This window comes from Sphingomonas parva (ex Maeng et al. 2020) (assembly GCF_004564275.1).
Lineage (GTDB): Bacteria > Pseudomonadota > Alphaproteobacteria > Sphingomonadales > Sphingomonadaceae > Allosphingosinicella > Allosphingosinicella parva.
In genome coordinates this window covers 55,585-77,787 of sequence record NZ_SPDV01000001.1, presented here as the reverse complement: position 1 = coordinate 77,787, position 22,203 = coordinate 55,585, and the positions used below count along the sequence as shown (strand labels likewise).

General features: G+C 68.7%; 20 protein-coding genes. 6 read left to right on the top strand and 14 right to left on the bottom strand.

All coding sequences use genetic code 11. The annotated features are described in order from the left end of the window. Window positions 1-11 precede the first annotated feature (11 nt). From E2493_RS00345 to E2493_RS00335, 3 genes are all read right to left on the bottom strand, one after another. A complete protein-coding gene (locus E2493_RS00345; protein ID WP_135082565.1) occupies window positions 12-596 on the bottom strand; it encodes a hypothetical protein in 585 nt (194 codons plus the stop codon). A 290-nt stretch (window positions 597-886) separates the two neighbouring features. Beyond that, entirely contained in the window at window positions 887-3,550 is a 2,664-nt protein-coding gene (alaS, locus tag E2493_RS00340) for an alanine--tRNA ligase (protein WP_135082563.1), read from the bottom strand. Window positions 3,551-3,621: 71 nt separating this feature from the next. After that, window positions 3,622-4,173 (bottom strand): hypothetical protein, encoded by a 552-nt coding sequence (locus E2493_RS00335; RefSeq protein ID WP_135082561.1) that lies wholly within the window; start codon window positions 4,171-4,173, stop codon window positions 3,622-3,624. 197 nt (window positions 4,174-4,370) lie between these two features. Between E2493_RS00335 and E2493_RS00330 the strand changes: the two genes are divergently transcribed. Both E2493_RS00330 and E2493_RS00325 read left to right on the top strand, forming a co-directional pair. Next, window positions 4,371-6,398: an elongation factor G gene (locus tag E2493_RS00330; protein WP_135082559.1), complete on the top strand. Its 2,028-nt coding sequence runs from the start codon at window positions 4,371-4,373 to the stop codon at window positions 6,396-6,398. Between the two features lie 182 nt (window positions 6,399-6,580). Next, window positions 6,581-7,897, top strand: coding sequence for a dicarboxylate/amino acid:cation symporter (locus tag E2493_RS00325; RefSeq protein WP_135082558.1), 1,317 nt, complete (start codon window positions 6,581-6,583; stop codon window positions 7,895-7,897). A 41-nt stretch (window positions 7,898-7,938) separates the two neighbouring features. Here E2493_RS00325 and E2493_RS00320 read toward each other — a convergent pair whose 3' ends face one another. From E2493_RS00320 to E2493_RS00305, 4 genes are all read right to left on the bottom strand, one after another. Next, window positions 7,939-9,201 (bottom strand): M24 family metallopeptidase, encoded by a 1,263-nt coding sequence (locus E2493_RS00320; protein ID WP_135082856.1) that lies wholly within the window; start codon window positions 9,199-9,201, stop codon window positions 7,939-7,941. Then, window positions 9,194-9,817 (bottom strand): glutathione S-transferase family protein, encoded by a 624-nt coding sequence (locus E2493_RS00315; protein ID WP_135082556.1) that lies wholly within the window; start codon window positions 9,815-9,817, stop codon window positions 9,194-9,196. Before E2493_RS00315 ends, E2493_RS00320 begins: the two co-directional genes overlap by 8 nt. Window positions 9,818-9,889: 72 nt before the next feature. Then, window positions 9,890-11,341: a CYTH and CHAD domain-containing protein gene (locus E2493_RS00310; RefSeq protein ID WP_135082554.1), complete on the bottom strand. Its 1,452-nt coding sequence runs from the start codon at window positions 11,339-11,341 to the stop codon at window positions 9,890-9,892. 137 nt (window positions 11,342-11,478) lie between these two features. Beyond that, on the bottom strand, window positions 11,479-12,441 hold the full coding sequence (locus tag E2493_RS00305; RefSeq protein ID WP_135082552.1) for an AraC family transcriptional regulator: 963 nt from the start codon (window positions 12,439-12,441) through the stop codon (window positions 11,479-11,481). 321 nt (window positions 12,442-12,762) lie between these two features. Here E2493_RS00305 and E2493_RS00300 point away from each other — a divergent pair, with 321 nt between their 5' ends. Both E2493_RS00300 and E2493_RS00295 read left to right on the top strand, forming a co-directional pair. Then, the gene (locus tag E2493_RS00300; RefSeq protein WP_167737311.1) at window positions 12,763-13,677 is read left to right on the top strand and encodes a diiron oxygenase; all 915 of its coding nucleotides are present in this window, start codon (window positions 12,763-12,765) and stop codon (window positions 13,675-13,677) included. A 28-nt stretch (window positions 13,678-13,705) separates the two neighbouring features. Next, a complete protein-coding gene (locus E2493_RS00295) occupies window positions 13,706-14,263 on the top strand; it encodes an OsmC family protein (RefSeq protein WP_135082548.1) in 558 nt (185 codons plus the stop codon). Window positions 14,264-14,325: 62 nt separating this feature from the next. On the opposite strand, the gene E2493_RS20960 is transcribed toward E2493_RS00295, so the two are convergent. Next, window positions 14,326-14,499, bottom strand: coding sequence for a hypothetical protein (locus E2493_RS20960; RefSeq protein WP_167737310.1), 174 nt, complete (start codon window positions 14,497-14,499; stop codon window positions 14,326-14,328). A gap of 137 nt (window positions 14,500-14,636) precedes the next feature. Here E2493_RS20960 and E2493_RS00290 point away from each other — a divergent pair, with 137 nt between their 5' ends. Then, entirely contained in the window at window positions 14,637-15,911 is a 1,275-nt protein-coding gene (locus E2493_RS00290; RefSeq protein ID WP_135082546.1) for a multidrug effflux MFS transporter, read from the top strand. A 63-nt stretch (window positions 15,912-15,974) separates the two neighbouring features. Then, a complete protein-coding gene (locus E2493_RS00285; protein WP_135082544.1) occupies window positions 15,975-16,208 on the top strand; it encodes a hypothetical protein in 234 nt (77 codons plus the stop codon). Window positions 16,209-16,283: 75 nt separating this feature from the next. On the opposite strand, the gene recA is transcribed toward E2493_RS00285, so the two are convergent. The 6 genes from recA to smpB all read right to left on the bottom strand — a co-directional run bounded on the left by recA (window position 16,284) and on the right by smpB (window position 22,164). After that, window positions 16,284-17,309 carry a recombinase RecA gene (gene recA, locus E2493_RS00280; RefSeq protein WP_263854048.1) on the bottom strand — a complete coding sequence of 342 codons (1,026 nt, stop codon included), beginning with the start codon at window positions 17,307-17,309 and terminating at the stop codon, window positions 16,284-16,286. Window positions 17,310-17,448: 139 nt separating this feature from the next. Then, a complete protein-coding gene (locus E2493_RS00275; protein WP_135082540.1) occupies window positions 17,449-18,273 on the bottom strand; it encodes an alpha/beta hydrolase in 825 nt (274 codons plus the stop codon). An 83-nt stretch (window positions 18,274-18,356) separates the two neighbouring features. Next, complete coding sequence (locus E2493_RS00270; protein WP_135082538.1) at window positions 18,357-18,713, bottom strand: response regulator; 357 nt, start codon at window positions 18,711-18,713, stop codon at window positions 18,357-18,359. Window positions 18,714-18,752: 39 nt separating this feature from the next. Continuing rightward, a complete protein-coding gene (locus E2493_RS00265) occupies window positions 18,753-21,095 on the bottom strand; it encodes a hybrid sensor histidine kinase/response regulator (RefSeq protein ID WP_135082536.1) in 2,343 nt (780 codons plus the stop codon). 30 nt (window positions 21,096-21,125) lie between these two features. Continuing rightward, window positions 21,126-21,689 (bottom strand): DUF2062 domain-containing protein, encoded by a 564-nt coding sequence (locus E2493_RS00260; protein WP_135082534.1) that lies wholly within the window; start codon window positions 21,687-21,689, stop codon window positions 21,126-21,128. Beyond that, entirely contained in the window at window positions 21,682-22,164 is a 483-nt protein-coding gene (gene smpB / locus E2493_RS00255; RefSeq protein WP_135082532.1) for an SsrA-binding protein SmpB, read from the bottom strand. Before smpB ends, E2493_RS00260 begins: the two co-directional genes overlap by 8 nt. Window positions 22,165-22,203: the final 39 nt, after the last annotated feature.

The following is a 22,203-nucleotide window of genomic DNA, read 5'->3' as shown; positions in this document are numbered from 1 at the left end:
CTCCGCCCCGCCTAGCGGACCGGAAGCGCCTTGAGGGCGCCCTCGAGCTGGGTTCTGACCGCAGCGACCTCGGCGCCGCGCGGCGCCTGCGCAGCCGCGGTCTTGTCGAGATAGTCGACCGTCTGCTCGAGCTGTCGGCGCAGCCGCGGCAGGTCGGTCACGCGATGCATTGCCCGCCCGATATGGACGACGGGAGTGAGAGTGGGCGGGATCGTCTCGAGCGAGGTGCCGCCGCAATCGGGGTTGGGCATGCCGGCCGAGCCGCCACGCAGGCCGGCATAAGCCGCACTGGCGACGACCGCCCGCCCCACTTCCTGGATCGCCGTGCGGATCGCCAGATTGCCGCCGGGATCGTCGCTGGCGAAGGCGCGGCCGATCTCGTCGAACTTCTTCGCCTTGATCGCGTCCGCCATGGTGGCGCGCACCATCTCGATCAGGTCCATGTTCGCGATCACGCTGGCGATCGGCGAGATCGGCGTGGGCGGAGTCTCGTCATCGGGTCCGGGCATCCAGGTGCCGGCGCCGCCGCCGCCGTTGGCGATCGTGACTGCGAGGTCCTTGATCAGGAAATCATGTCGGGTGAAACGTGTCGGCATAGCGACCTCCCGTCGCATCGGCCGGTGCACAGGGACTGCCTGTCGGCCTGACAGGCGTCAGGTCGCGCAATGCAACGGCATAGTCCCCAAGCCTTCAGATTACGCCTCGCGAGAACCGCGGTCAATCGGCCGCAAAGATGCCCGGAGACGAAGGCGGCGCCTGTACTCGCCCGCACTTGGTCGCGCGCTCGCGATCCCTCCAAGCTGGAGGCGATCGCGCGCGGCGTTACCACCGCAGTCACACTGATGGTGTCGCCATTTGGCGACAAAGATCATGGCGGGCACGCCGTTCAGGCGGCGACCGCCTCGGCTTGCAAAGCTTCGCGCACCGCCTGCAGCGCGTCCGCGCCCTTGCTGCCGTCCGGACCGCCGCCTTGCGCCATGTCCGGACGACCGCCGCCGCCCTGGCCGCCGAGCGCCTCGACGGCGCGGCGGACGAGATCGACGGCGTTGCGCTGCCCGGCGAGATCGTCGGTGACGCCCACCGCCACGCTGGCGCGGCCGTCATTGACCGCGACCAGCGCCACCACGCCCGAACCGACGCGCTTCTTGGCGTCGTCGACCAGGCCGCGAAGCGCCTTCGGATCCATGCCATCGATCACCTGGCCGATGAAGCCATGGCCGCCGATCTGCTCGGGACCGTGTGCCTCGGCCTTGCCGGCGCCGCCGCCGAGCGCCAGCGCCTTCTTCGCCTCGGCGAGCTCGCGCTCCAGCCGGCGCCGTTCCTCGATCAGGCTGGCGACGCGGGCCGGCACTTCCTCCGGCGCCGCCTTCAGCGCCGAAGCGGCTTCCTTCAGGCGGTTCTCGCGTTCGGTCAGCCACTGGCGCGCGGCCTCGCCGGTCAGCGCCTCGATGCGGCGCACGCCGGCCGCCACCGCGCTCTCGCCGATGATCTTGAACAAGGCGATGTCGCCGAGGGCCGACACGTGGGTGCCGCCGCACAGCTCGACCGAATAGCTGCCCTCGCCACCCCGGCCCATCGAGAGCACGCGGACCTCGTCGCCATATTTCTCGCCGAACAGGGCCATGGCACCGGCGGCAATCGCCTCGTCCGGGCTCATCAGCCGGGTGGTGACAGCGTCGTTCTCGCGGATGTGCGCGTTCACTTCGGCCTCGATCGCGGCGATGTCCTCGGCGCTCAGCGCCTTGGGGTGGGAGAAGTCGAAACGGAAGCGATCCGGCGCCACCAGCGAGCCCTTTTGCGTGACGTGACCGCCGAGCCGGTGGCGCAGCGCCGCATGGAGCAGGTGGGTGGCGCTGTGGTTGGCGCGGACGCGGCCGCGCCGCTCGGCATCGACGACCAGCTTCACGGCATCGCCCACCTTCACCGATCCCTCGGCGATCGTCGCGTGGTGGGCGTGCAGCCGCCCGAGCGGCTTCGACGTGTCGGAGACCTGGGCCTTCAGGCCGGCGTCGTTCTCGATCGTGCCGGCGTCGCCCATCTGCCCGCCGCTCTCGCCGTAAAACGGCGTCTGGTTGGTGACGATCACCACCTTGTCTCCGGCGGCGGCGCTGTCGACCCGCGCGCCGTCCTTGACGATGGCGATCACCTGGCCCTCGCCCTCGTGGCCGGAGTAGCCGGTGAAATCGGTGGCGCCATGCTCCTCGGCGATGTCGAACCACAGATCGTCCGAGGCCTTGTCGCCCGAGCCCTTCCACGCGGCGCGCGCCGCGGCCTTCTGCTCTGCCATGGCGGCGTCGAAGCCGGAGCGGTCGACGCCGAAGCCCTGGGCGCGAAGCGCATCCTCGGTGAGGTCGTAGGGAAAGCCGTAGGTGTCGTAGAGGCGGAAGGCGACGTCGCCGGCGAGCGTATCGCCCGCCGCCATGCCGGCCGTCGCCTCATCGAGCAGGCGCAGGCCCTTGTCGAGCGTCTGGCGGAACCGCGTCTCCTCCAGCTTCAGCGTCTCCTCGATCAGCGGCTGGGCGCGAACCAGCTCGGGATAGGCCGCGCCCATCTCGGCAGTCAGCGCCGGCACAAGGCGCCACATCAAGGGCTCGCTCGCGCCGAGGATGTGGGCGTGGCGCATGGCGCGGCGCATGATCCGGCGCAGGACATAGCCGCGGCCCTCGTTGGCCGGGAGAACGCCGTCGGCGATCAGGAAACCGGAGGCGCGCAGATGGTCGGCGATGACGCGGTGGCTCGCCTGGCGGACGCCGGTCGTCTCGGTGCGGGTCAGCTCGCTGGAGGCCTGGATCAGCGCGCGGAACGTGTCCGTGTCGTAATTGTCGTGGACGCCCTGCAGGACGGCGGCGACGCGCTCCAGGCCCATGCCGGTGTCGATCGATGGCCGCGGCAGGTCGCGGACGATCTGATTGTCCTCCTGCTCATATTGCATGAACACCAGGTTCCAGATCTCGACGAACCGGTCCCCGTCCTCGTCCGGGCTTCCGGGAGGGCCGCCGGGGATGTGATCGCCGTGATCGAAGAAGATCTCCGAGCAGGGGCCGCACGGGCCGCTGTCGCCCATCGCCCAGAAATTGTCCTTGGTCGCAATGCGGATGATCCGGCTCTCCGGCAGCCCGGCGATCTTGCGCCAGAGCTCATAGGCCTCGTCGTCGGTGTGGTAGACGGTCGCGGTCAGCCGATCGGGCGAGATCCCCCATTCGCGGGTGATCAGCGTCCAGGCATGGCTGATCGCCTGCTCCTTGAAATAGTCGCCGAACGAGAAATTGCCGAGCATCTCGAAGAAGGTGTGGTGCCGCGCCGTGTAACCGACATTGTCGAGATCATTGTGCTTGCCGCCGGCGCGGACGCACTTCTGCGACGAAGTGGCGGTCGAATAAGGACGCTTCTCCAGGCCGGTGAACACGTTCTTGAAAGGAACCATGCCCGCGTTGACGAACATCAGCGTCGGATCGTTCTGCGGCACCAGCGGCGCGGAAGGCACGATCTGATGCCCCTCGCGGCCGAAATAGTCGAGGAAAGAGCGGCGGATGTCGTTGGTCGAGGTCATGCCGCGCGATGTAAGGGAGGCGCCCCGCCCGGGCAAGCGCCGCGTCCGGTGCTCGGCCGAGGCGCGTCGGCTTATTCGGCGCCGATCTCCTGGGCGGCCGCATAGATTTCCGGTTCGGGGTCCGGCTCTTCCGCCGCCACTGGTTCATCGGCGATGCGGTAGCTGGCATAGCGCTCGACCTGCTGCCACTCGGCCTCGCGATCCTCGGGCAACTGCCCGCGTGCGCGCCAGACCCGCACCGGCTCCTCTGGCGGCGTCCAGGCGCGCGCGGGCTCCTCGCGGGGCCGCCATGCGGTCGCCGGGGCCGTCCTGTCCGCGGCGGCGTCCTCGGCAGCGCTCGCCCAGCTTTCACCATAGGTCGCGACCGCGGGAGACGCATAGACGGCGCCCGGCATCGGGCCCTGGCCGATCCCGGCGTTGAGGCCTTCCTGCTCGTACTCGCCGATCTGGACCTCGGTCCAATCCGGGCTGCGATAGGCCATTCGGTCGCTGACGAAGCTGCTTTCGGGCACCGAGAAGAAGAACGGGTCGATCTCGCCGACCGCCGCTCCGCCGAGCCACACGCCGCCGGCCGTGCCGACGAGCGAGAGGCACGCCAGCGTCGCCAGGGTCTTGAGGGACATAAGCAATCTCCACCGGAGCACTGAGCGGCAATTCCGCTGCGCGTCTAAACCCGCGACAGGGCGGCCTCGTTCCGAGGCGGCGCGTGTTCTCCGGCAGCGCGACTCGCTTGCGCTTGCGGCCGAATAAGAGGAGTCTCCGCCGGTCCAAGCGCGCATGCGCTTTTCCGCGTGTCGCGCCAGCGAACGGAGGAAAGCTCATGCCCGAAAGATCGGTTGGCACCAGGACGATTGCGCTCGTTGGACCGGGCGGCGCGGGAAAGACGAGCCTCGCCGAGGCTCTGCTGTTCGCGGCCGGCGCGATCGACCGTCAGGGCAGCGTCGAAAACGGCAACAGCGTCGGCGATGCGAGCGCCGAGGCACGGGCCCGCCGCGGCTCGACCGAGATCAACCTGACGAACCTGGAATTCCTCGGCGATCGCTTCGCCATCGTCGACACGCCCGGGTCCGTTGGCTTTGCGGCCGACGGAGATCTCGCCATCGCCGCGGCGGACCTCGCGGTGGTCGTGATCGATCCAGACGCCGCCCGTGCCCATCTCGCCGAGCCGGCGCTCCGCCGGCTGGAGGCGATGCGGGTTCCCCACCTCATCTTCGTCAACAAGATCGATCAGGCCCGTGGCGGCATCCGCGAGCTGCTCGAGGCGCTGCAGCCGATGAGCTCGTCGCCGCTCGTCGCCCGCCAGATTCCTATCCGCGACGGCGAGAAGATCACCGGCTTCGTCGATCTCGCGCTCGAACGCGCCTTCCTCTACCGGCTCGGTAAGGCGTCCGAGCCGGTCGACATCCCCGCCAATCTCGCTGATCGCGAGGCGCAGGACCGCTATCACCTGCTCGAACAGCTCGCCGACCATGACGATTCCCTGCTCGAGCAGCTTCTCATGGACGAGATGCCGGATCGCGAGACGATCTTCGCCGATCTCACCCGCGAGACGCGGGAGAATCTCGTCGTGCCCGTACTGTTCGGCTCGGCGCTCAACGGTTTCGGCGTGCGCCGCCTCCTGAAGGCGCTCCGTCACGATGCGCCCGCGCCCGAAGCAGCCGCCGAGCGGCTCGGCGCAGCGGGCGACTGCGCTTATGCCTTCAAGGTCTCGCACGCCGGGTCGATGGGCCGGCTCGTCCTCGCCCGCGTCTTCGGCGGCGCTCTCACCGAGGGCACTGAGCTGGTCACGTCGGGCGGCACTGCGGTTCGCGTCGGCACCCTCTTCTCGGTTCAGGGAGAAAAGCTGGCCAAGCTCGCGCGTGGCGAGACCGGCGACGTCGTCGCCATCGCCAAGGCGGAAGGCGTGGGCCCGGGCGAATGGCTGGGGCGCGGACGCGCGCCCGCGGCGACCTCGCCGGGCGATCGCGCCGCGTCCAACTACGCGCTGGCGATCTCGACCACCGACCGTAAGGACGACGTCCGGCTCTCCACCGCGCTGCACAAGCTCTGCGAGGAGGATCCTTCGCTCGGCTGGGAACAGGACGAGGCGCTGCACGAGACGCGGCTGCACGGAATCAGCGACGAGCATCTGAAGGTGACGCTGGCGCGGCTGAAGCGGCGCTACGGCGTCGCCGTCGATTCGCGCCCGCCGGCGATCGGCTACAAGGAGTCGATCCGCAAGCCGGTGACGCAGCGCGGCCGCCACAAGAAGCAGTCCGGCGGGCACGGGCAGTTCGGCGACGTCGTCATCGAGGTGCACCCCCTGCCCCGCGGTTCGGGCTTCGAATTCTCCGAGCGGATCAGCGGCGGCGTCGTGCCGCGCCAGTGGTTCCCCGCGGTCGAGCAGGGGGTTCGCGATGCCATGGCGAAGGGGCCGCTCGGCTTCCCTGTCGTCGACGTGGCGGTCACCTTGGTCGACGGCAGCTATCACAGCGTCGACAGCTCGGAGATCGCCTTCCGAACCGCCGGGCGGATCGCCATGTCCGAGGCGCTCGCCGCCGCCTCGCCCCATCTGCTGGAGCCGGTGCACCGGGTGACGATCCTCTCTCCGTCCACCGCGACGTCACGGATCACCTCCGCCATCGCCAGCCGCCGGGGCCAGATGCTCGGAGTGGCGACGCGCGAGGGCTGGTCGCGCTGGGACAAGGTCGAAGCGCTGTTGCCGGAAGCGGAGCTGCAGGGCCTCGACGCCGAGCTTCGCTCCCTGAGCCAGGGTCTGGCGACCTATCAGGCGGAGTTCGATCATCTCGCAGACCTCAACGGCAAGCTCGCCGACGAGGTCGTCCAGCACGTTCTCGTTCCCGCCTGAACCAAGGGGGAAGCGGCGGAGGCGATCGTCTCCGCCGCTTTATCGGCGAGACGCCGCTTCGGCGGCGCGTGTGACGGCGAAAGGCAACATCCCGTTGCCCCTTCCCCGCTGCTTGCTCTACGGATCGCTGCAACATGCCCGGCCCGCGCAGGCCGGGCCGCACATCCTGGGGGGAGCCGCTCGTGGCGAAACGCCTGACCTATTTCATCCTCGCCGGCCTCGTGCTCGGCATCATTGTCGGCTGGGGCCTGAACTTCGGGCTCGGCGGCGGCACGCCCGCGGGCGACGAGCAGCTCAAGACGATCGCCGGCTACATCTCCATCCCGACGACGATCTTCCTGCACCTGATCAAGATGATCATCGCGCCGCTGGTCTTCTCCACGCTCGTCGTCGGCATCGCGCACATGGGCGATACCGCGGCGCTCGGCAGGGTCGGCGTCAAGGCGATCGGCTGGTTCCTCTGCGCCAGCCTCGTCTCGCTGACACTCGGCCTGCTCCTCGTGACGGTGTTCGAACCCGGCACGGGTCTCGGCCTGCCCTTGCCCCCGGCCGACGCCTCGGCGGGCGTCGACCGCTCGGCCTTCGACTTCGCCAAGTTCGTGGCGCACATCTTCCCGGAATCGATGATCGGCGCGATGGCCAGCAACGACATCCTCCAGATCGTCGTCTTCTCATTGTTCGTCGGGGTCGCGATCACCGCGGTGGGCGAGCCGGCCCGGCCGCTGGTTCGTGCGGTCGAGGCCCTGGTCAAGGTGATGCTGCAGGTCACCGATTATGTCATGCGCTTCGCGCCGGTGGCCGTGTTCGCGGCGGTGACCGCAACGATCGCGCAGCGCGGTCCGTCGATCCTCGGCACCTACGGCTATTTCATGAGCACCTTCTACCTCGGCCTGGTGCTGCTCTGGGCGCTGCTGATCGGGATGTGCTTCCTGATCGTCGGCCGCCGCACCGGCCTGCTGGTCCGCTACATCCGCGATCCGATCGTGCTCGCTTTCTCGACCGCTTCGTCCGAGGCCGCCTTCCCGCGCACGCTGGAGGCGCTCGATCGGTTCGGGGTGCCGCCGCGGATCGCCAGCTTCGTCCTGCCGCTCGGCTATTCGTTCAATCTCGACGGCTCGATGATGTACATGACCTTCGCGACGATCTTCATCGCGCAGGCCTACGGGATCGATCTGACCTGGGGTCAGGAGATATTGATGCTCCTGACGCTGATGATCACCTCGAAGGGCGTCGCCGGCGTGCCGCGCGCCAGCCTGGTGGTCATCACCGCCACCCTGTCGCAGTTCAACATCCCCGAGGCCGGCCTGCTGCTGATCCTCGCCATCGACCATTTCCTCGACATGGGCCGCTCGGCGACCAACGTCGTCGGCAACGCCGTCGCCAGCACCGTGGTCGCGCGCTGGGAGGGCCAGCTCGATCCTCTCGAGCCGGTGGACATCGAGCCTCCGCACGCGCCTTCGCACCGCCCCGCCCCCGTGCCGGGAGACGAGCCCTTCTGACCCCGGGGTTCTCGCCGGCCGGCCGGCGAGCAGGTGGGCAGTCAGCCGAGCGGACGATCGAGCGAGGGCGGCGGCGTGCTGAACCAGCGCGGGCCCGCCTCGGTCATGTAGAGGCAGTCCTCGAGCCGGACGCCGAACTTGCCGGGCAAATAGAGGCCGGGCTCGTTCGAGAAGCACATGCCCGGAGCGAGCGGCGTCGCCTCGCCGTGTACGAAGTTCACCGGCTCGTGCCCTTCCAGGCCGATGCCGTGGCCGGTGCGGTGTGACAGGCCCGGGAGGCGATAGCCGGGGCCATAGCCCCAGGCCTCATACTGGCGGCGCACGGCATCGTCGACGCTTCCGGCGGTCGCCCCGAGGCGCGCCGAGCGGAAGGCGATCTCCTGGCCGCGACGCACCTGCATCCAGATCTTGCGCTGCTCGGCCGAAGGCTCGCCGAACACGAAGGTGCGGGAGACGTCGGATTGATAACCGTGAACGGTGCAGCCGCAGTCCATCAGCACCACCTCGCCCTCGCGCACTTCCTGCGGCTTGCCGCTGCCGTGCGGATAGGCGCTTGCTTCGCCGAGCAGGACCAAAGCGAATTCCGGGCTGCCGCCGAGCTGGGTGGTCGCAGCGTTCATGATCCTGGCAATGTCGGAGGGGCGCATCCCCTTCTCGATGCGCGGCCAGGTGTGGCGGTATGCGGCGATGGTCACATCGGTGGCCTTCTGCATCAACGCCAGCTCGGCCGCGGACTTGACCATGCGGCAGGCGCGGACGATCGGCGCCGCGCTCTCGATGGTGACGCCGCCGAGCGCCTTGCGCAGGCCGTCGACGGCGAAGAAGCGCACCGTCTCCTCATAGCCGATCGGTCGCCCGCTCGCCTTGCGATCGCGCAGCGCGCCGGCGACCAGTGCGAACGGATCCTCATGCTCGTTCCAGGTTCGGACCTCGGCCGGAATGGCGAGGCTCTCGCGGACCGACGGCTCCTCGAAATACGGCGTCACGATCACCGGATCGCCCTCAGCGGGGAGCAAGGCCGCGGTCAGCCGCTCGCTCCGCCACCATTTAACGCCAGTGAAATAATCGAGCGCAGCACCCGGCTCGATCAGGATCGCGCCCATGCCGCGCTCGCGCATCAGCCGCTGCGCCTTGGCGATTCGCGCGAGCCTCTCCGCCGGCGCGATCGGCACCGCGTCACCGGTGATCGAACCAAGCGCGCTGTCGGCGCCCGGCAATGCCTGCGCGAGCACCCTTCCCGGCCCGGCCAGCATCGCTCCCGCGACACTTGCGAGCGCGAAGCCGCGGCGGGTGAGATCAGGCATAAGCATAGGGTCCGCCCTTCTGCAGCGCCGCCCCATAGGCAGGGCGGGCGTGGATCCTCTCGAGCCAGTCGGTGAGGTTGGGCCGCCGCTCGTCGAGCCCGGCCCGCGAACGGGCCGCCTCGAGGGGGAAGCTCATCATCACGTCGGCGGCCGTGAAGCGATCGCCGGCGAACCAGTCGCGCGCGGCGAGCTCGCTCTCCAGCCAGTCGAGATGGCCGTCGAGCATCTTCTGGATCGGCGCGCGCGCGGGGCGGCCGAGCAGGCCGAGCCGCTTCACCACCAGCATCGCGAACAGCGGCGGCATCATCGAGCCTTCGGCATAATGGAGGAAGTGGCGATAACGCAGCACGTCCTCGCGCCGGGCCGGCGGGCCAAGACGTCCGCCCGCTTTCTCCACAAGGTATTCGACGATGGCACCGGTCTCGGCGATCGCCTGGCCCTCGTCGTCGATCACCGGTGCCTTGCCGAGCGGATGGACGCTGCGCAGCATCCCCGGGGCGAGCAAGGTCCTGGGGTTTCGCTCGTAGCGCTGCACCCGATAGTCGAGGCCCAGTTCCTCCAGCAGCCACAGGATGCGCTGCGATCGCGAATTCTCGAGATGGTGCACAACGATCATCGGCCGCCCTCCGCTCAGCAGCCCGCTACCCGCATCGGGGCCACCGCCGCAAGCGCCGGTTCGCAGCATGGATCAGCGCCAATAAGGGCCGATCTTGCGGAGCGCGGCCAGCGACTCGTCGGCCTCGCGCAGCAGCCGCGGGGAATCCACTTCCACCGACGCGGCGGGCGAGATCGTCCGAAGCGTCTCCGCGTCATTGAGCCGGCCCAGGCTCTCCTGCAACGCCTCGAGCGCGTGGAGGAAATGCTTCCAGCGGCGGCGGTCGCCCCCCAGGCTGAGGCCGCCGAAGAACTCTGCCGCGTAGCGCAGCTTCTTGGCGCGGATGCGGAGGCGATGCCGCTCCTCCGGAGAGAGGTCGCCGGGCGTCTGGCCCTTGCTGCGCACCTTGCGCCACAATCGTCCCAGCCTCTCCTCGGCAAAGGCTTCGATGCTCCGGCTGGCGCGGGGATGCTCGCGCCATCGCCCCGCCTCCGCCCACGCCGCCACGTCGAGGAACAGCCTCGGGAGATCGTCCGAACGAAGGCAGGCGAGGAGCTCGTCACAAGCGTCGGTCCGCGCGCGCTTCAGGCGAGGCAGCTCGCCGCGCGGCACGCTGCCCGCCGACCGGCGCCGCAGCGCTGCGATCGTGACATCGAGATCACGGGCGCGTCCGATGAGGTCGGAAAGACGGGACAGATCGCCTCTCAGCACGTCCTGCTCGGGCCCCGCCAGCACGGGCTCGAACAGCGAGAAAGCGGAGCGCAGGCGCCGCGTCGCGACGCGCAGCTGGTGCACCGCCTCGCTGTCGCGCGCCTCCGCCACCAGGCTCTCGTTGCGGCGGAAATGGCGCAGGCAGGATTGCACCACGGCGGCGAAAGCGTCGGCAATCGAGGCCTCCGGAGCAATCTGCGGCGCCTCGGCCTTGTGGATGCGCGGGCGTCGCTTGGTCAGCTCGAAGCCACGTTCGGACTTGCTCAGCACGCCGAGGCGTAGCGGGATCTCCGCGCCGATCTCACGCGCCAGGTCGAACAGCATGCCGCGCTCGCCGCTTTTCAGCTCGAGCTCGATCTCGCAGACCGTGTCGCGGCGTGCCCCGGCGCGTACCTCGCCCACGTCGAGAATCAGCTCGATCGCCGTACCGTCCCGCCTGACCAGCCACGTGGTGCGCTGCACATCGGTCTCGGAGGCGATTGCGAGAGCGTTGCGGACCTTCTTCCTGGCGACCAGCCTGGCCACCGGCGTCTCGCCCAGCGCCTCGAGATCGAGGCCCGGGCCGGCAATCCGCCGCTCCCATTCCCCCCGGGCCGAAAAGCCGCCCGTCTCCTTGCCCTTCTCCTTCACCGTCTGCACGAACGACCGCCCCTTTCGCCGCACCCGCAGCGAATAGCCGGCCTTGCGGACATGACCGGCGGGCGTGTCGAAATAGGTGGAGACCTGCGTCCTCGGCCCCTCGTCCGGCGGGCCGAGCAGGGACAGGCCGCGAAGCCGGTCGACCGCATCGACGGGCAGCTCGAGCTTCAGCTCGATCTCCTCGCTCCCGTTCATGCTGCTGCCGGCATGCTGTCGCCCCTATCCGTCTTCCGGAGACAAGCAGCCATAAGTGACGACTTCGTGACGGTGCGCAACTCGGGCGAAGGGGACACCCCTTTCCCAACGACCTGGTCACGGGGCAGCGCCCCGTCTCAGGCTGCCGTGGCCGCGGGCTGGCACCGCGCCTTCTGCCACGCACCGGGAGGGACGCCGAACTCCTTCTTGAACGCGCGGTTGAAGGCGGCTTCCGAGTTGAAGCCGACCGCATAGGCCACGTTGCAGGCGTTCTGCCTGGATTCCTGCAGCAGGTTCGCTGCGACGTTCATCCGGTGCCGCCCGAGATAGCGCATCGGCGGCTCGCCGATCAGCATGGTGAACCTTTCGGCAAGCGCGGACCGCGAGAGGCCGGCCTCCCGGGCCAGCACCTCGGTGGTGAGCGGTTCAGCAAAGCGCGTGTGGAGAAGCGCCAGGGCGCGGCTGACATGGGGATCCTTGAGCCCCGCGAGCCAGCCCGTCTGGCCCGCCGGCAGCGCGTCGACATATTGCTCCACCGCCTCGGCGAACAGCAATTCGGCCAGGCGCCCGACCAGCTCGGGCGAGCGGGCGCTGAGGCCGGTCGAGGCGAACTCGAACGAGCTCGCGACCCAACCGGCGCTCCCCGGGTCGAGGTCGACCACCAGCAGGCTGGGGAGGCCGAGGAGGAAAGCGTTGATCGGCGCAACCGTGCCGAGAAAGCCGCAGAACATCCGGCACGTGTCGCCGCCGCCGCCCCAGGCGATGCGAACGAGGCCGCGCTCGTCAGGCGGCTGGATGAGGTCGCGGGCGTTCGGCGCATGCGCATCCATCCAACTGCCGAGCCGGTGCTTCTCGTTCCTGGGGACCAGCATCACCTGGCCGGCCCGGACCTCGACCGGCGGAGCGTCTCCGACGGCGCAGAGCAGCGCGCCCTCGACGACGTAATGATAAGAGATGACGTGCGCCGGCTCGCTGAAGAAGAGCGCGCAATCCTCCGGGCCGATCTGCGAGGTCACGCACCACGGGCAGCTGAACTCCGCCTCGAGGAACACGCTCCCCGAGAGCTTCATTGCCGAGACCACGGCCTGCAGCACGCCCATGCTTGTGCCTCCGCCTCGCGCGGAGGCGTCTGGAGCAAGTTTCCCGGTATCTCGGCCATTCTCCGCGCCGCGGAGATCCAATATCAAGGGCGCGAGCCTGCCGGACCGGACGCCTTCGAGGATGTCCTACATTCCAGGCTCGCGCAACCGGCGATGCAGCGGGGACCAACGAGCCTGCACGCCAGACCAGAGCATGTCGAGAATGAGCGAGGCTCCGCGCGGGGCGCCGCGCGTCCCGGCTGCCTCTGCCGTTTCGTTCGGCCGCCGCGGCCGGACCCGTTGCGTAGCTCGCGGCTCCGGCCGTCCCCGAAGGAGATCGAGATGTATCACCACAATTTCACCTACGGCGCGGTGCTCGACGCATCGGCTCGCGCAGCATGGCGGATCGAAGACATTCTGCCGCCCGGCGCGAAGCTCGATTTCAATTGCGACTTCATGCCCGAGGCGCTGGCGCGCACCGACGCCGCCCCAGGCGTCGACAGCAACGAGCGCCGGATCCTCAACCACATCCGCGGCCACGAATATCTGAGCATCTTCGGCCTGGTCGAGGAATTCATCCTGCCGTTCGTTCTCGACCACGCCCGGCCGCAGCTCGACGGCGACGATCTGCGCGTGCGGGCCCTGCTCGGCTTTGCCGGCGAGGAGGCCAAGCACATCCAGCTGTTCCGGCAGTTCCACGCCTTGTTCACCGCAAGCTTCGGAACGCCGTGCGAGATGATCGGCCCGGCCCAGGCGATCGCGGCCGAGATCCTCCGCCACGACGTCCTCGCCGTCGCCCTGCTGATCCTCCACATCGAGTGGATGAGCCAGCGCCACTATCTGGAGAGCATTCGTGACGACGCCGGCGTCGATCCGCTGTTCAAGAGCCTGCTCAAGCACCATTGGATGGAGGAGGCCCAGCACGCCAGGCTCGACACCTTGATGGTCGAGGCGCTCGCCGCCGGCCGGAATGCCGAAAGCATCGCCCGCGCCGTCGACGAATATCTCGAGATGGGCGCCTTTCTCGACGGCGGCCTTGCCTCGCAAACCCGATTGAACCTCGACGCGTTCGAAGCCGCGACCGGGCGAGCGCTCGACCCGGACCACCGCGCCACGCTGCAGGCGCAGCAGCACCAGGCGTTGCGGTGGAGCTACATCGGCTCCGGCATGACCCATCCGAAATTCCAGGCGTCCCTCGCCGCCCTTGGGGGCGCAGCACAGACCCACATCAACCAGGTCGCACCGGCATTCTACTGAGCGACCCACCAGAGACAGGAGACACGACATGTTGGACGTGACCAGCAATCCCCCGGTCAACGGCCTCGACCTCGAGGCCCTGCAGAATACCGTCGAGGCCATCCAGCAGGACCCGAGCCGCGCCATCGTCGGCTTCCGCGTCCGCACGGCGTGGCAAGGGCAGACGCGGTCGACCTCGACCGTCGAGGGCTACCGGCTCGGCGGAGAAAAGATCGCCCGCAGCTTCACGCTCGAGGCAGACGAGCCGCTGGAGCTGCTCGGCACCAACACCGCGCCAAATCCGCAGGAACTGCTGATGACGGCGGTGAACGCCTGCATGACGGTCGGCTACGTCGCCCAGGCCGCGATCCGCGGCATCGCGCTCGATGCGTGCCGCATCGACATGGACGGCGAACTGGACCTTCGCGGCTTCCTCGGCCTCGATCCGGAGATGCCTGCCGGCTACCGCCGTCTCGATTACGTCGTCACCCTTGAGGGCGACGGTACCCGCGAGCAATTTGAGGAGATCCACCGCGCGGTGATGGCGACCTCGCCCAATTACTTCAACATGGCTCGCCCGATCGAGATGAACGGCCGCCTCGCCTGACGACCGGCGGGCGGCCTTACGGTCGCCCGCCGCCTTTCCGGCGGCGTGGCCAGTCGCCGCGCTTATTCCTGCGCCTCGGCGGGATCCGGTCCCTCGGCCGTGCTGGAGCGGGTCGCGGTGCCGCCGCCGAGCGCGCTCGCCGGCTCATCGCCGCCTTGCTGCCGCGGCCGCTCCTCGCCGTCGTCCTGTCCGCTGGTCCTGTTTCCGGCCTGATCGTTCTGGCGCGCGTCGCTCATCTTCGCCTCCTTCTCCTGCTGCAGGCAATCCGGCACCGGCGCGCTTGTTCCCGGCACCTCGGCTGCCCGCGCATTGGAACTTGCCTCCAGCTCCCGCGTCGGCCACGGCACCCGCCCAGCTTTCGAGGAAGTCCCGCATGTCCGATCGCACCACGTCCGCCCAGGCACAGCAGAGCGGACCCGGCATGCGCGAGTTCATTGCCTTGGTCGCCGCGCTGATGGCGTCGAACGCGCTGGCGATCGACGCGATGCTCCCCGCTTTGCCGGCGATGGGCGACGCCCTCGGGGTCGTGGAAGACAACAGGCGCCAGCTCGTCATTACCGCCTATCTGCTCGGCTTCGGAGTCGCGCAATTGCTCTGGGGGCCGCTCGCCGACCGGTTCGGGCGCAAGTGGCTGCTGGCGGTTGCGCTCGTCTTCTACGGCATCTTCGGCCTGGTCGCCGGCGTGGCGTCCAGTTTCACCCTGCTGCTCGCCGCCCGCGTACTGCAGGGGATCGCCGCGGCGGCAAGTCGCGTGCTCGTCGTGGCGATCGTCCGCGATCGCTACCAGGGCCCGGCGATGGCGCAGGTGATGTCGCTGGCGATGATCGTCTTCATGATCGTGCCGGTGCTCGCGCCGAGCCTCGGCCAGACGATCCTCGCCGTCGGGCAATGGCGCCACATCTTCATCGCTCTCGGAGTCTATGGCGCGGTTCTCGCGACCTGGGTGCTGATGCGGCTCCCCGAGACGCTTGCGCCCGAGAAGCGGCGGCCGCTCTCGCTCGGCAGCATCGGCGAGGCGGCGTGGACGACCCTCCGGACTCGCCAGTCGATCGGCAACACTCTTGCCCAGACGCTGCTGATGGGTGCGCTGTTCGCGTTCATCAACTCGATCCAGCAGATCGTCTTCGACGTCTTCCACCGCCCCGAGATGATGGCGCTGGTCTTCGCGCTGATCGCGGGTCCGATGGCGCTCAGCTCCTACGCCAATTCGAAACTGGTGATGCGGCTCGGCTCGCGTCGAATCCTGCTGGTCGCGCTCTCCGCCTTCACCCTGGTGGCCGCTACCCATCTCACCCTCGGTGAGCTGTTCGGCGAAAGCCTGTGGAGCTTCGTCGCGCTCCAGGCCGGGACGATGATCTTCTTCGGGCTGATCGGCGCCAATGCCGGCGCGCTGGCGATGGAGCCCCTCGGTCATATCGCGGGAATGGCATCGTCGCTGCAGGGCGTGATCACCACGATCGGGGGCGCGCTGATCGGCTTCGTCATCGGCCAGCATTTCGACGGCACGACTCTGCCGTTTCTGATCGGCTTCACCAGCTGCGGCGCCCTCGCCCTCGCGGTTGCGCTCTGGGCGAACCGGCTGCCGTCGCGCGACACGCACGACGAAGGCGAGGTCGAAATCCAGGAGATCGAAAGCCGTCCCGCCTGATTGTGCCGAGATTGCACCCCGGTCCAGGTTCGTCGCGCCCGCGGCCGCGTTCGCCCCGTTCTCGTGGGAAGCCATGCCGCCTCCCTGTTCGCACCGGACGCCCGGCGTCTGGCCGGAGACCTTGCGTCGGCGTTCGTCGCCGCCCTGTTCCGTTCGGTCGCGCCGGTCCACGAGATCCGCCTGATCGCCGAACGAGCAGGGCAACGCACCTATCACGTCGCATTCGCGCGAAAGGCGATGACGTGGGTCGTCTCGGACGACACCGCCGATCGCATCGCCGCGATCCGTCCCGAATAGGAAAAGGGCGACGGAGCCTTCCGGCCCGTCGCCCTCTCCTTCCTTCTCGCAGGCGCGCGTCTCGCGCGCCGACCATCAGACGTCGTCTTCGGCGCTCGGCCCGACCATCAACGCGTCGGCGACTTCCTCGGTCTTGCCGCGGATCGCCCGCTCGAGCCGCTCGGCCATCTCCGGGTTCTCGCGGAGATAGTTCTTGGCGTTCTCGCGGCCCTGCCCGATCCGCACCGAATCGTAGCTGAACCAGGCGCCCGATTTCTCGACCAGTCCGGCCTTCACGCCGAGATCGAGGATCTCGCCGATCTTCGAGATGCCCTCGCCGTACATGATGTCGAACTCGACCTGTTTGAACGGCGGCGCGACCTTGTTCTTCACCACCTTCACGCGCGTGGTGTTGCCGACGATGTCGTCCCGGTCCTTGATCTGGCCGGTGCGGCGAATGTCGAGACGCACCGAGGCGTAGAATTTCAGCGCGTTGCCGCCCGTCGTGGTCTCCGGATTGCCGTACATCACGCCAATCTTCATGCGGACCTGGTTGATGAAGATCACCAGGCACTTGGACTTGGAGATCGATCCGGTCAGCTTGCGCAGCGCCTGGCTCATCAGACGCGCCTGCAGGCCGACGTGGCTGTCGCCCATCTCGCCCTCGATCTCGGCCCGCGGGACCAGCGCCGCGACCGAATCGACGACGAGAACGTCGATTGCATTCGAGCGAACGAGCGTATCGGTGATCTCGAGCGCCTGCTCGCCGGTGTCCGGCTGCGAGACGATCAGCTCGTCCACGTCGACGCCCAGCTTCTTGGCATAGACCGGATCGAGCGCGTGCTCGGCGTCGACGAATGCGGCAGTGCCGCCGTTGCGCTGCGCCTCGGCGATGGCGTGAAGGGCGAGCGTCGTCTTGCCCGAGCTCTCCGGCCCGTAGATTTCGACGATGCGGCCGCGCGGCAGGCCGCCGATGCCGAGCGCGATGTCGAGGCCGAGCGAGCCGGTCGAGATCGCCTCGATCTGGATCGCCTCGCGCGACCCCAGGCGCATCGCGCTGCCCTTGCCGAAGGCGCGGTCGATCTGCGCCAGGGCGGCGTCGAGGGCTTTTTGCTTGTCCATATTGTCAGAAGATCCAACGACTTTGAGGGATGCCACCATGGCGTGACCACTCCTATGCGAGCCGCGCCGCCCATTCAACGCGTGAGTAGGCTTGTACCACGGATGTTCCACCAGAACAAGAGTAGAACACCTATTTCTCCTAAGGTCGCGGCGTGGGCGTCTTCACTGCTCGGGGCACGACGGCCGCAACCGCCTCTGCCATCGCGCGGCGGAACCGCGGATGCGCATAGATGTCGTTATGGCCTGCGTCTTCTATCGTCGTGTCGAACACCAGCTTCGGCACGCGCCGCCGCAGCGCGTCGGTGCGCTCCGCAGGGATCAACGTGTCGCCCCCTGCAGCGACGATCGCGGTCGGCACCGCCCTGCCCTCCAGCGCTCCCGCCGCGTTGATCGCGTGACGGAACAGCCAGCGCACCGGCAGCCAGCGATAATGACCGCCGGCGACCCGCGCGAGCGAATCGAACGGCGTGACCAGCACCAGCCCGGCGAGGTCGCGCTTGCCGGCCAGCGAGGCAGCGACGCCAGTGCCGACGCTGAAGCCGCAGGCGATGATCGGCCGCCCAGGAAAGCGGCGTACCACCGCCTCGTGGACGCGCAGCGCGTCGGCCTTGAGCGCCGCCCCGCTCGCCTTGCCGCCGCTCGGCGCATAGCCGCGATAGTGGAAGGCGACGACATCGTGGTCGGGAAGGATGTCGTGGACCAGGGCTGCGGCGTCCGCGGCGTTCCAGGCATTGCCCGGGAAGACGAGCAGCAGCGGATCGCTGCTCCCCATCGCGCCGGCGATGTGCACGCCGCGCAGGGTCTCGCCGTCCGGCGTCTCGAGCGACAGCGCACGGGTGCCGGGCGGCACCGGCCCCTGTTGCGCGGCCAGGCCGGCGGGAAAGACGAGCCGCGTCTGCAGCGCGAACATCAGCACGAGGATCGCCGCGTAGACCAGGATCGGCAGGAGCAGCAGCTTCCACATCGGCTAGATCCTTCCCGCAGACGGGAAGAAGGCCGCGAGCGCCGCATCCGCAAGCAAAGCCCCCGCGGACGCGAGGGCGCGGCTCACCCCGCAAACGCCTCGCTGAGCGCAGGCTCGATCGCGTCGATGGTGAAGGGCTTGGAGAGGACCGGCGCCGAGGCATGGGCGGCGGGCGGGGGCTCGATATGGCCGCCGGTCGCGAGGATGTAGGGAATGCCCATCTCGAGCAGGCGGTCGGCCACGGGCCAGATGCGCTCGCCCTTCAGGTTGACGTCGAGGATGGCGACGTCGAAGCCGCCTTCGCCGACGCGGTCCATCGCTTCCGGCACGCTCTCGCAAGTCCCGGCGATCTGATGGCCCATGGAGTCGAGGAAGTCCTCGAGCATCATCGCGATCAGCGATTCGTCTTCGACGATCAGAACGGAACGAGAGTTGGTCACGGCTGCTCGCTTAGTGGCTTTGAAACCGTTGCGAAACAACTATTTCGCGTGAAGGGCGTCGCGCGCGGCCTCGGCGAGCTTCTGGACGGAGAAGGGTTTGGCCAGAAACGACACCCGTTCCAGGTCGATCGACTGACGCAATTGCTCCTCGGCATAGCCCGAAATGAACAGGATCGGCAGGTCCGGCAGCATCTTGCGCGCCTCGCGCGCGGTGGTCGGCCCGTCCATCGTCGGCATCACCACGTCGGAGATCATCAGATCGATCTTGCGCTCGCGTTCGAGGATCTCGATCGCCGCCTCGCCATTCTCGGCGAGCAGCACGGTATAGCCGTGCCGGGTCAGCGCCCGCTCGGCCACCGCGCGAACCGTCGCCTCGTCCTCGACGAGCAGGATCGTGCCGCTGCCCCAGAGCTCGCCGGCCGTCTCCTTCGCCTTGCGGCCGCTGGTGCTCGCCTCGGCGCGGTTCACCGGCAGGTAGATGACGAAGCTCGTCCCCTCGCCCGGCTGCGATTCGGCGAAGATGAAGCCGCCCGATTGCTTGACGATGCCGTAGACGGTGGAGAGGCCGAGGCCCGTGCCCTTGCCCACTTCCTTGGTGGTGAAGAACGGCTCGAACACCTTCGGCAGCACGTTCGCCGGAATGCCGGTGCCGGTGTCGGAGACGCGCAGCGCCGTATAATCTGCGATCGGCAGGATCTCGCTCCCCATTCGCCGCACGTCGTCGGCGGAGACCGAATAGGTCTGTATGGTGAGCGTGCCGCCGTCGGGCATGGCGTCGCGCGCATTGACCGCCAGGTTGACGATCACCTGTTCGAGCTGGCCCGGATCGGCGCGGACTGGCCCGAGAGCGCGGCCGTGCTTCACCTGGAGCTTCACCGTCTCGCCGAGCAGGCGCCTCAGCAGGGTCGTGACCTCTGCGATGACGTCGGGCAGCTGCAGCACCTGCGGCCGCAGCGTCTGCTGCCGCGAGAAGGCGAGCAGCTGGCGGGTCAGCCCGGCCGCGCGGTTCGAATTGGAGCGGATCTGCTGGATATCGTCATAATCGCTGTCGCCGGGCGTGTGGCGCATCAGCATGAGATCGCAATGGCCGATGATCGCGGTCAGGATGTTGTTGAAGTCGTGGGCCACGCCGCCGGCAAGCTGGCCGACCGCCTGCATCTTGGTCGCCTGCGCGACCTGCCGCTTCAGCCGGTCCTCCTCGGTATTGTCCTTGAGCGAAAGCAGGACGGCGGCATCGCCAAGGCCGCGCGCACCGGCGACGGTGAGCGCCACCGGCTCCTCGGCCTTGCTGCGCAGCCGGACCGCGATGTCGCCCGACATCGACGGCCCACGGGCGAAGCGCCGCACCGAATCGGAGACCGCGGCCTTGTCCTCGTCGACGACGAGGTCGCCCGGCCAGGTCGGCTCCTCGTCGCGCGACAGGCCGGCGGCGCGTCGGAACGCAGAGTTCAGATAGACGAACCGCCCATCGCGGTCGGCGAGCGCGAGGCCGAGCGGAAGGATCTCGAGCAGGGCGTTGATGTTCGCGCCGCCGTCACGGCCGATCGGACCTGCCTCGTCGAGCAGGAGGAACAGGCTCGGCCCGTCCTCGGCGGCGTCGGTGAGCGGCGCCTGGATGATCCGGAGCGGCGTTCCGTTCTTGCCCTCTCGCGCGAACTGCAGCGCCCCCTCCGCGCTGACCGTCAGCAGGTCGACCAATGGCGTGCCGGGAACGGCGCTGCCGTCCGCCGTCGCGCGAACCAGGAAAGCGCGGCTGGCGCCGATCAGATTGCCGTCGGCATCGGCAACGAGGCTCATCACGCCGGCGAGGCCCAGGCGGTCGCCGGTCTCGCCGGCGACGAGACGGCGGGCGTCGGCCGTGATGTCCTTCTCCGCCGGCCGCGATAGCGTCCAGACGACATGGCCGCCGTCCGCCCCGGCGCTTCGCAGCGCCGCCGAGGCCGGAACGCCGCCGAGGGAGAGGCCGTGCCGTTCCGCGGCGCCGTCGCGGCGGGCGGCGACCAGCGCCTCGCGCAGCGTCTCGCCGCCGGCGAGATCGAGCGGGCCGCCGGGGCCGAACCAATTGTGCCAGGCGGCATTGGCGGCGAGCGGCCGGCCTTCCGAGTCGGTGACCGCCGCGGCATCGGCCGAGCAGTCGAGCGCCGAGCGGAGCAGGGAAATGTCGTGGCGCGGGGCGGCCTCCAACGCCGGCGTGCCTGCTCGGCGGCGGTCGAGCAGGAGGAACGGCACCGCAAGGCCGATCACCCCGGCGCAGAACACCGAAGCGAAGATCCTGTCTCCGATCGCCCAGAGGAGAAGCGCGGCGGACAGCGCCGCCGCTCCGAGAACGAGAAGCACGGGCATCGCGGCATTGCCGGAACGCGGAGACGCGGAAGTGGCCATGTCAGCGGGATAGCAGCCGCGTGCCGCGGTTCAAATCTCCGCTCCCCGCCGTCTGGCGCGCCTGCGCCACTTCTTCCCTTGCCACCAGCGCCAGATGCCGATGGTGAGGACGTAGCCGACGACCGCGGAGGCGAAGGCGATGACGAACAGGCCGCTGACCAGCGACGGTGCGGCGTCCGAGAAAAGCCAGGCCAGCCACTCGCCCGGGCCCGCGCCCTTGTCGTAGAGCGCGTAGAAGGTGCTCGGATCGGCATGGAAGCCGAGCGCATTGCCGATGAAGATCGACGCCAGCAGGATGAACGGCGTCGTCAGCGGGTTCGACAGGAAGGTCATCAGCGCCGCGATCGGGATGTTGCCGCGGACCGGCACGCACATCAGCGCCGCGCCGACGATCTGCAGGCCGGGAATCATCACGAAAATGCCGACCAGCAGGCCGACCGCGACGCCGCGAGGCACCGAACGGCGGGTGAAGCGCCAGAACTCGCTGTGCAGCACGCGCTGGCCGAACGGCTTGATCCACCGGCTCTCGGCCAGATCTTCCCGCCGCGGCATGTTGTTCGAGGCCCAGCGGGCGAGGCGCGATCGGTCAGCCATGCTGACGCATCAACCTTCCCTGCTCCCGCTTCCAGTCCTTCTCCTTCTGATATTCGCGCTTGTCCGGCGCCTTGCGGCCCTTGGCGAGCGCCAGCTCGACCTTCGCGCGGCCGCGGCTGTTGAAGTAGATGGAGAGCGGCACGAGCGTCATGCCCTGGCGCGCCACCGCGCCGTGCAGCTTGGCGATCTCGCGTTCGTGCAGCAGCAGCTTGCGGGGCCGCTTGGGCTCGTGATTGAAGCGGTTGCCGTGGCTGAATTCGGGGATGTTGGCGTTGACCAGCCAGACCTCGCCCTCGTTCACCTCCGCATAGCTCTCGGCGATCGAGCCTTCGCCGAAGCGCAGCGACTTAACCTCGGTGCCGGTCAGCGCGATTCCCGCTTCATAGGTGTCGTCGATGGCATAATCGAAGCGCGCCCGCCGGTTCTCGGCGACGATCTTCTTCTTGTCGAAAGTGGCGGGACGCGGACGGGCCATAATCTACCAGATAGGAGCGAATGGACGCCCGCCCAAGCG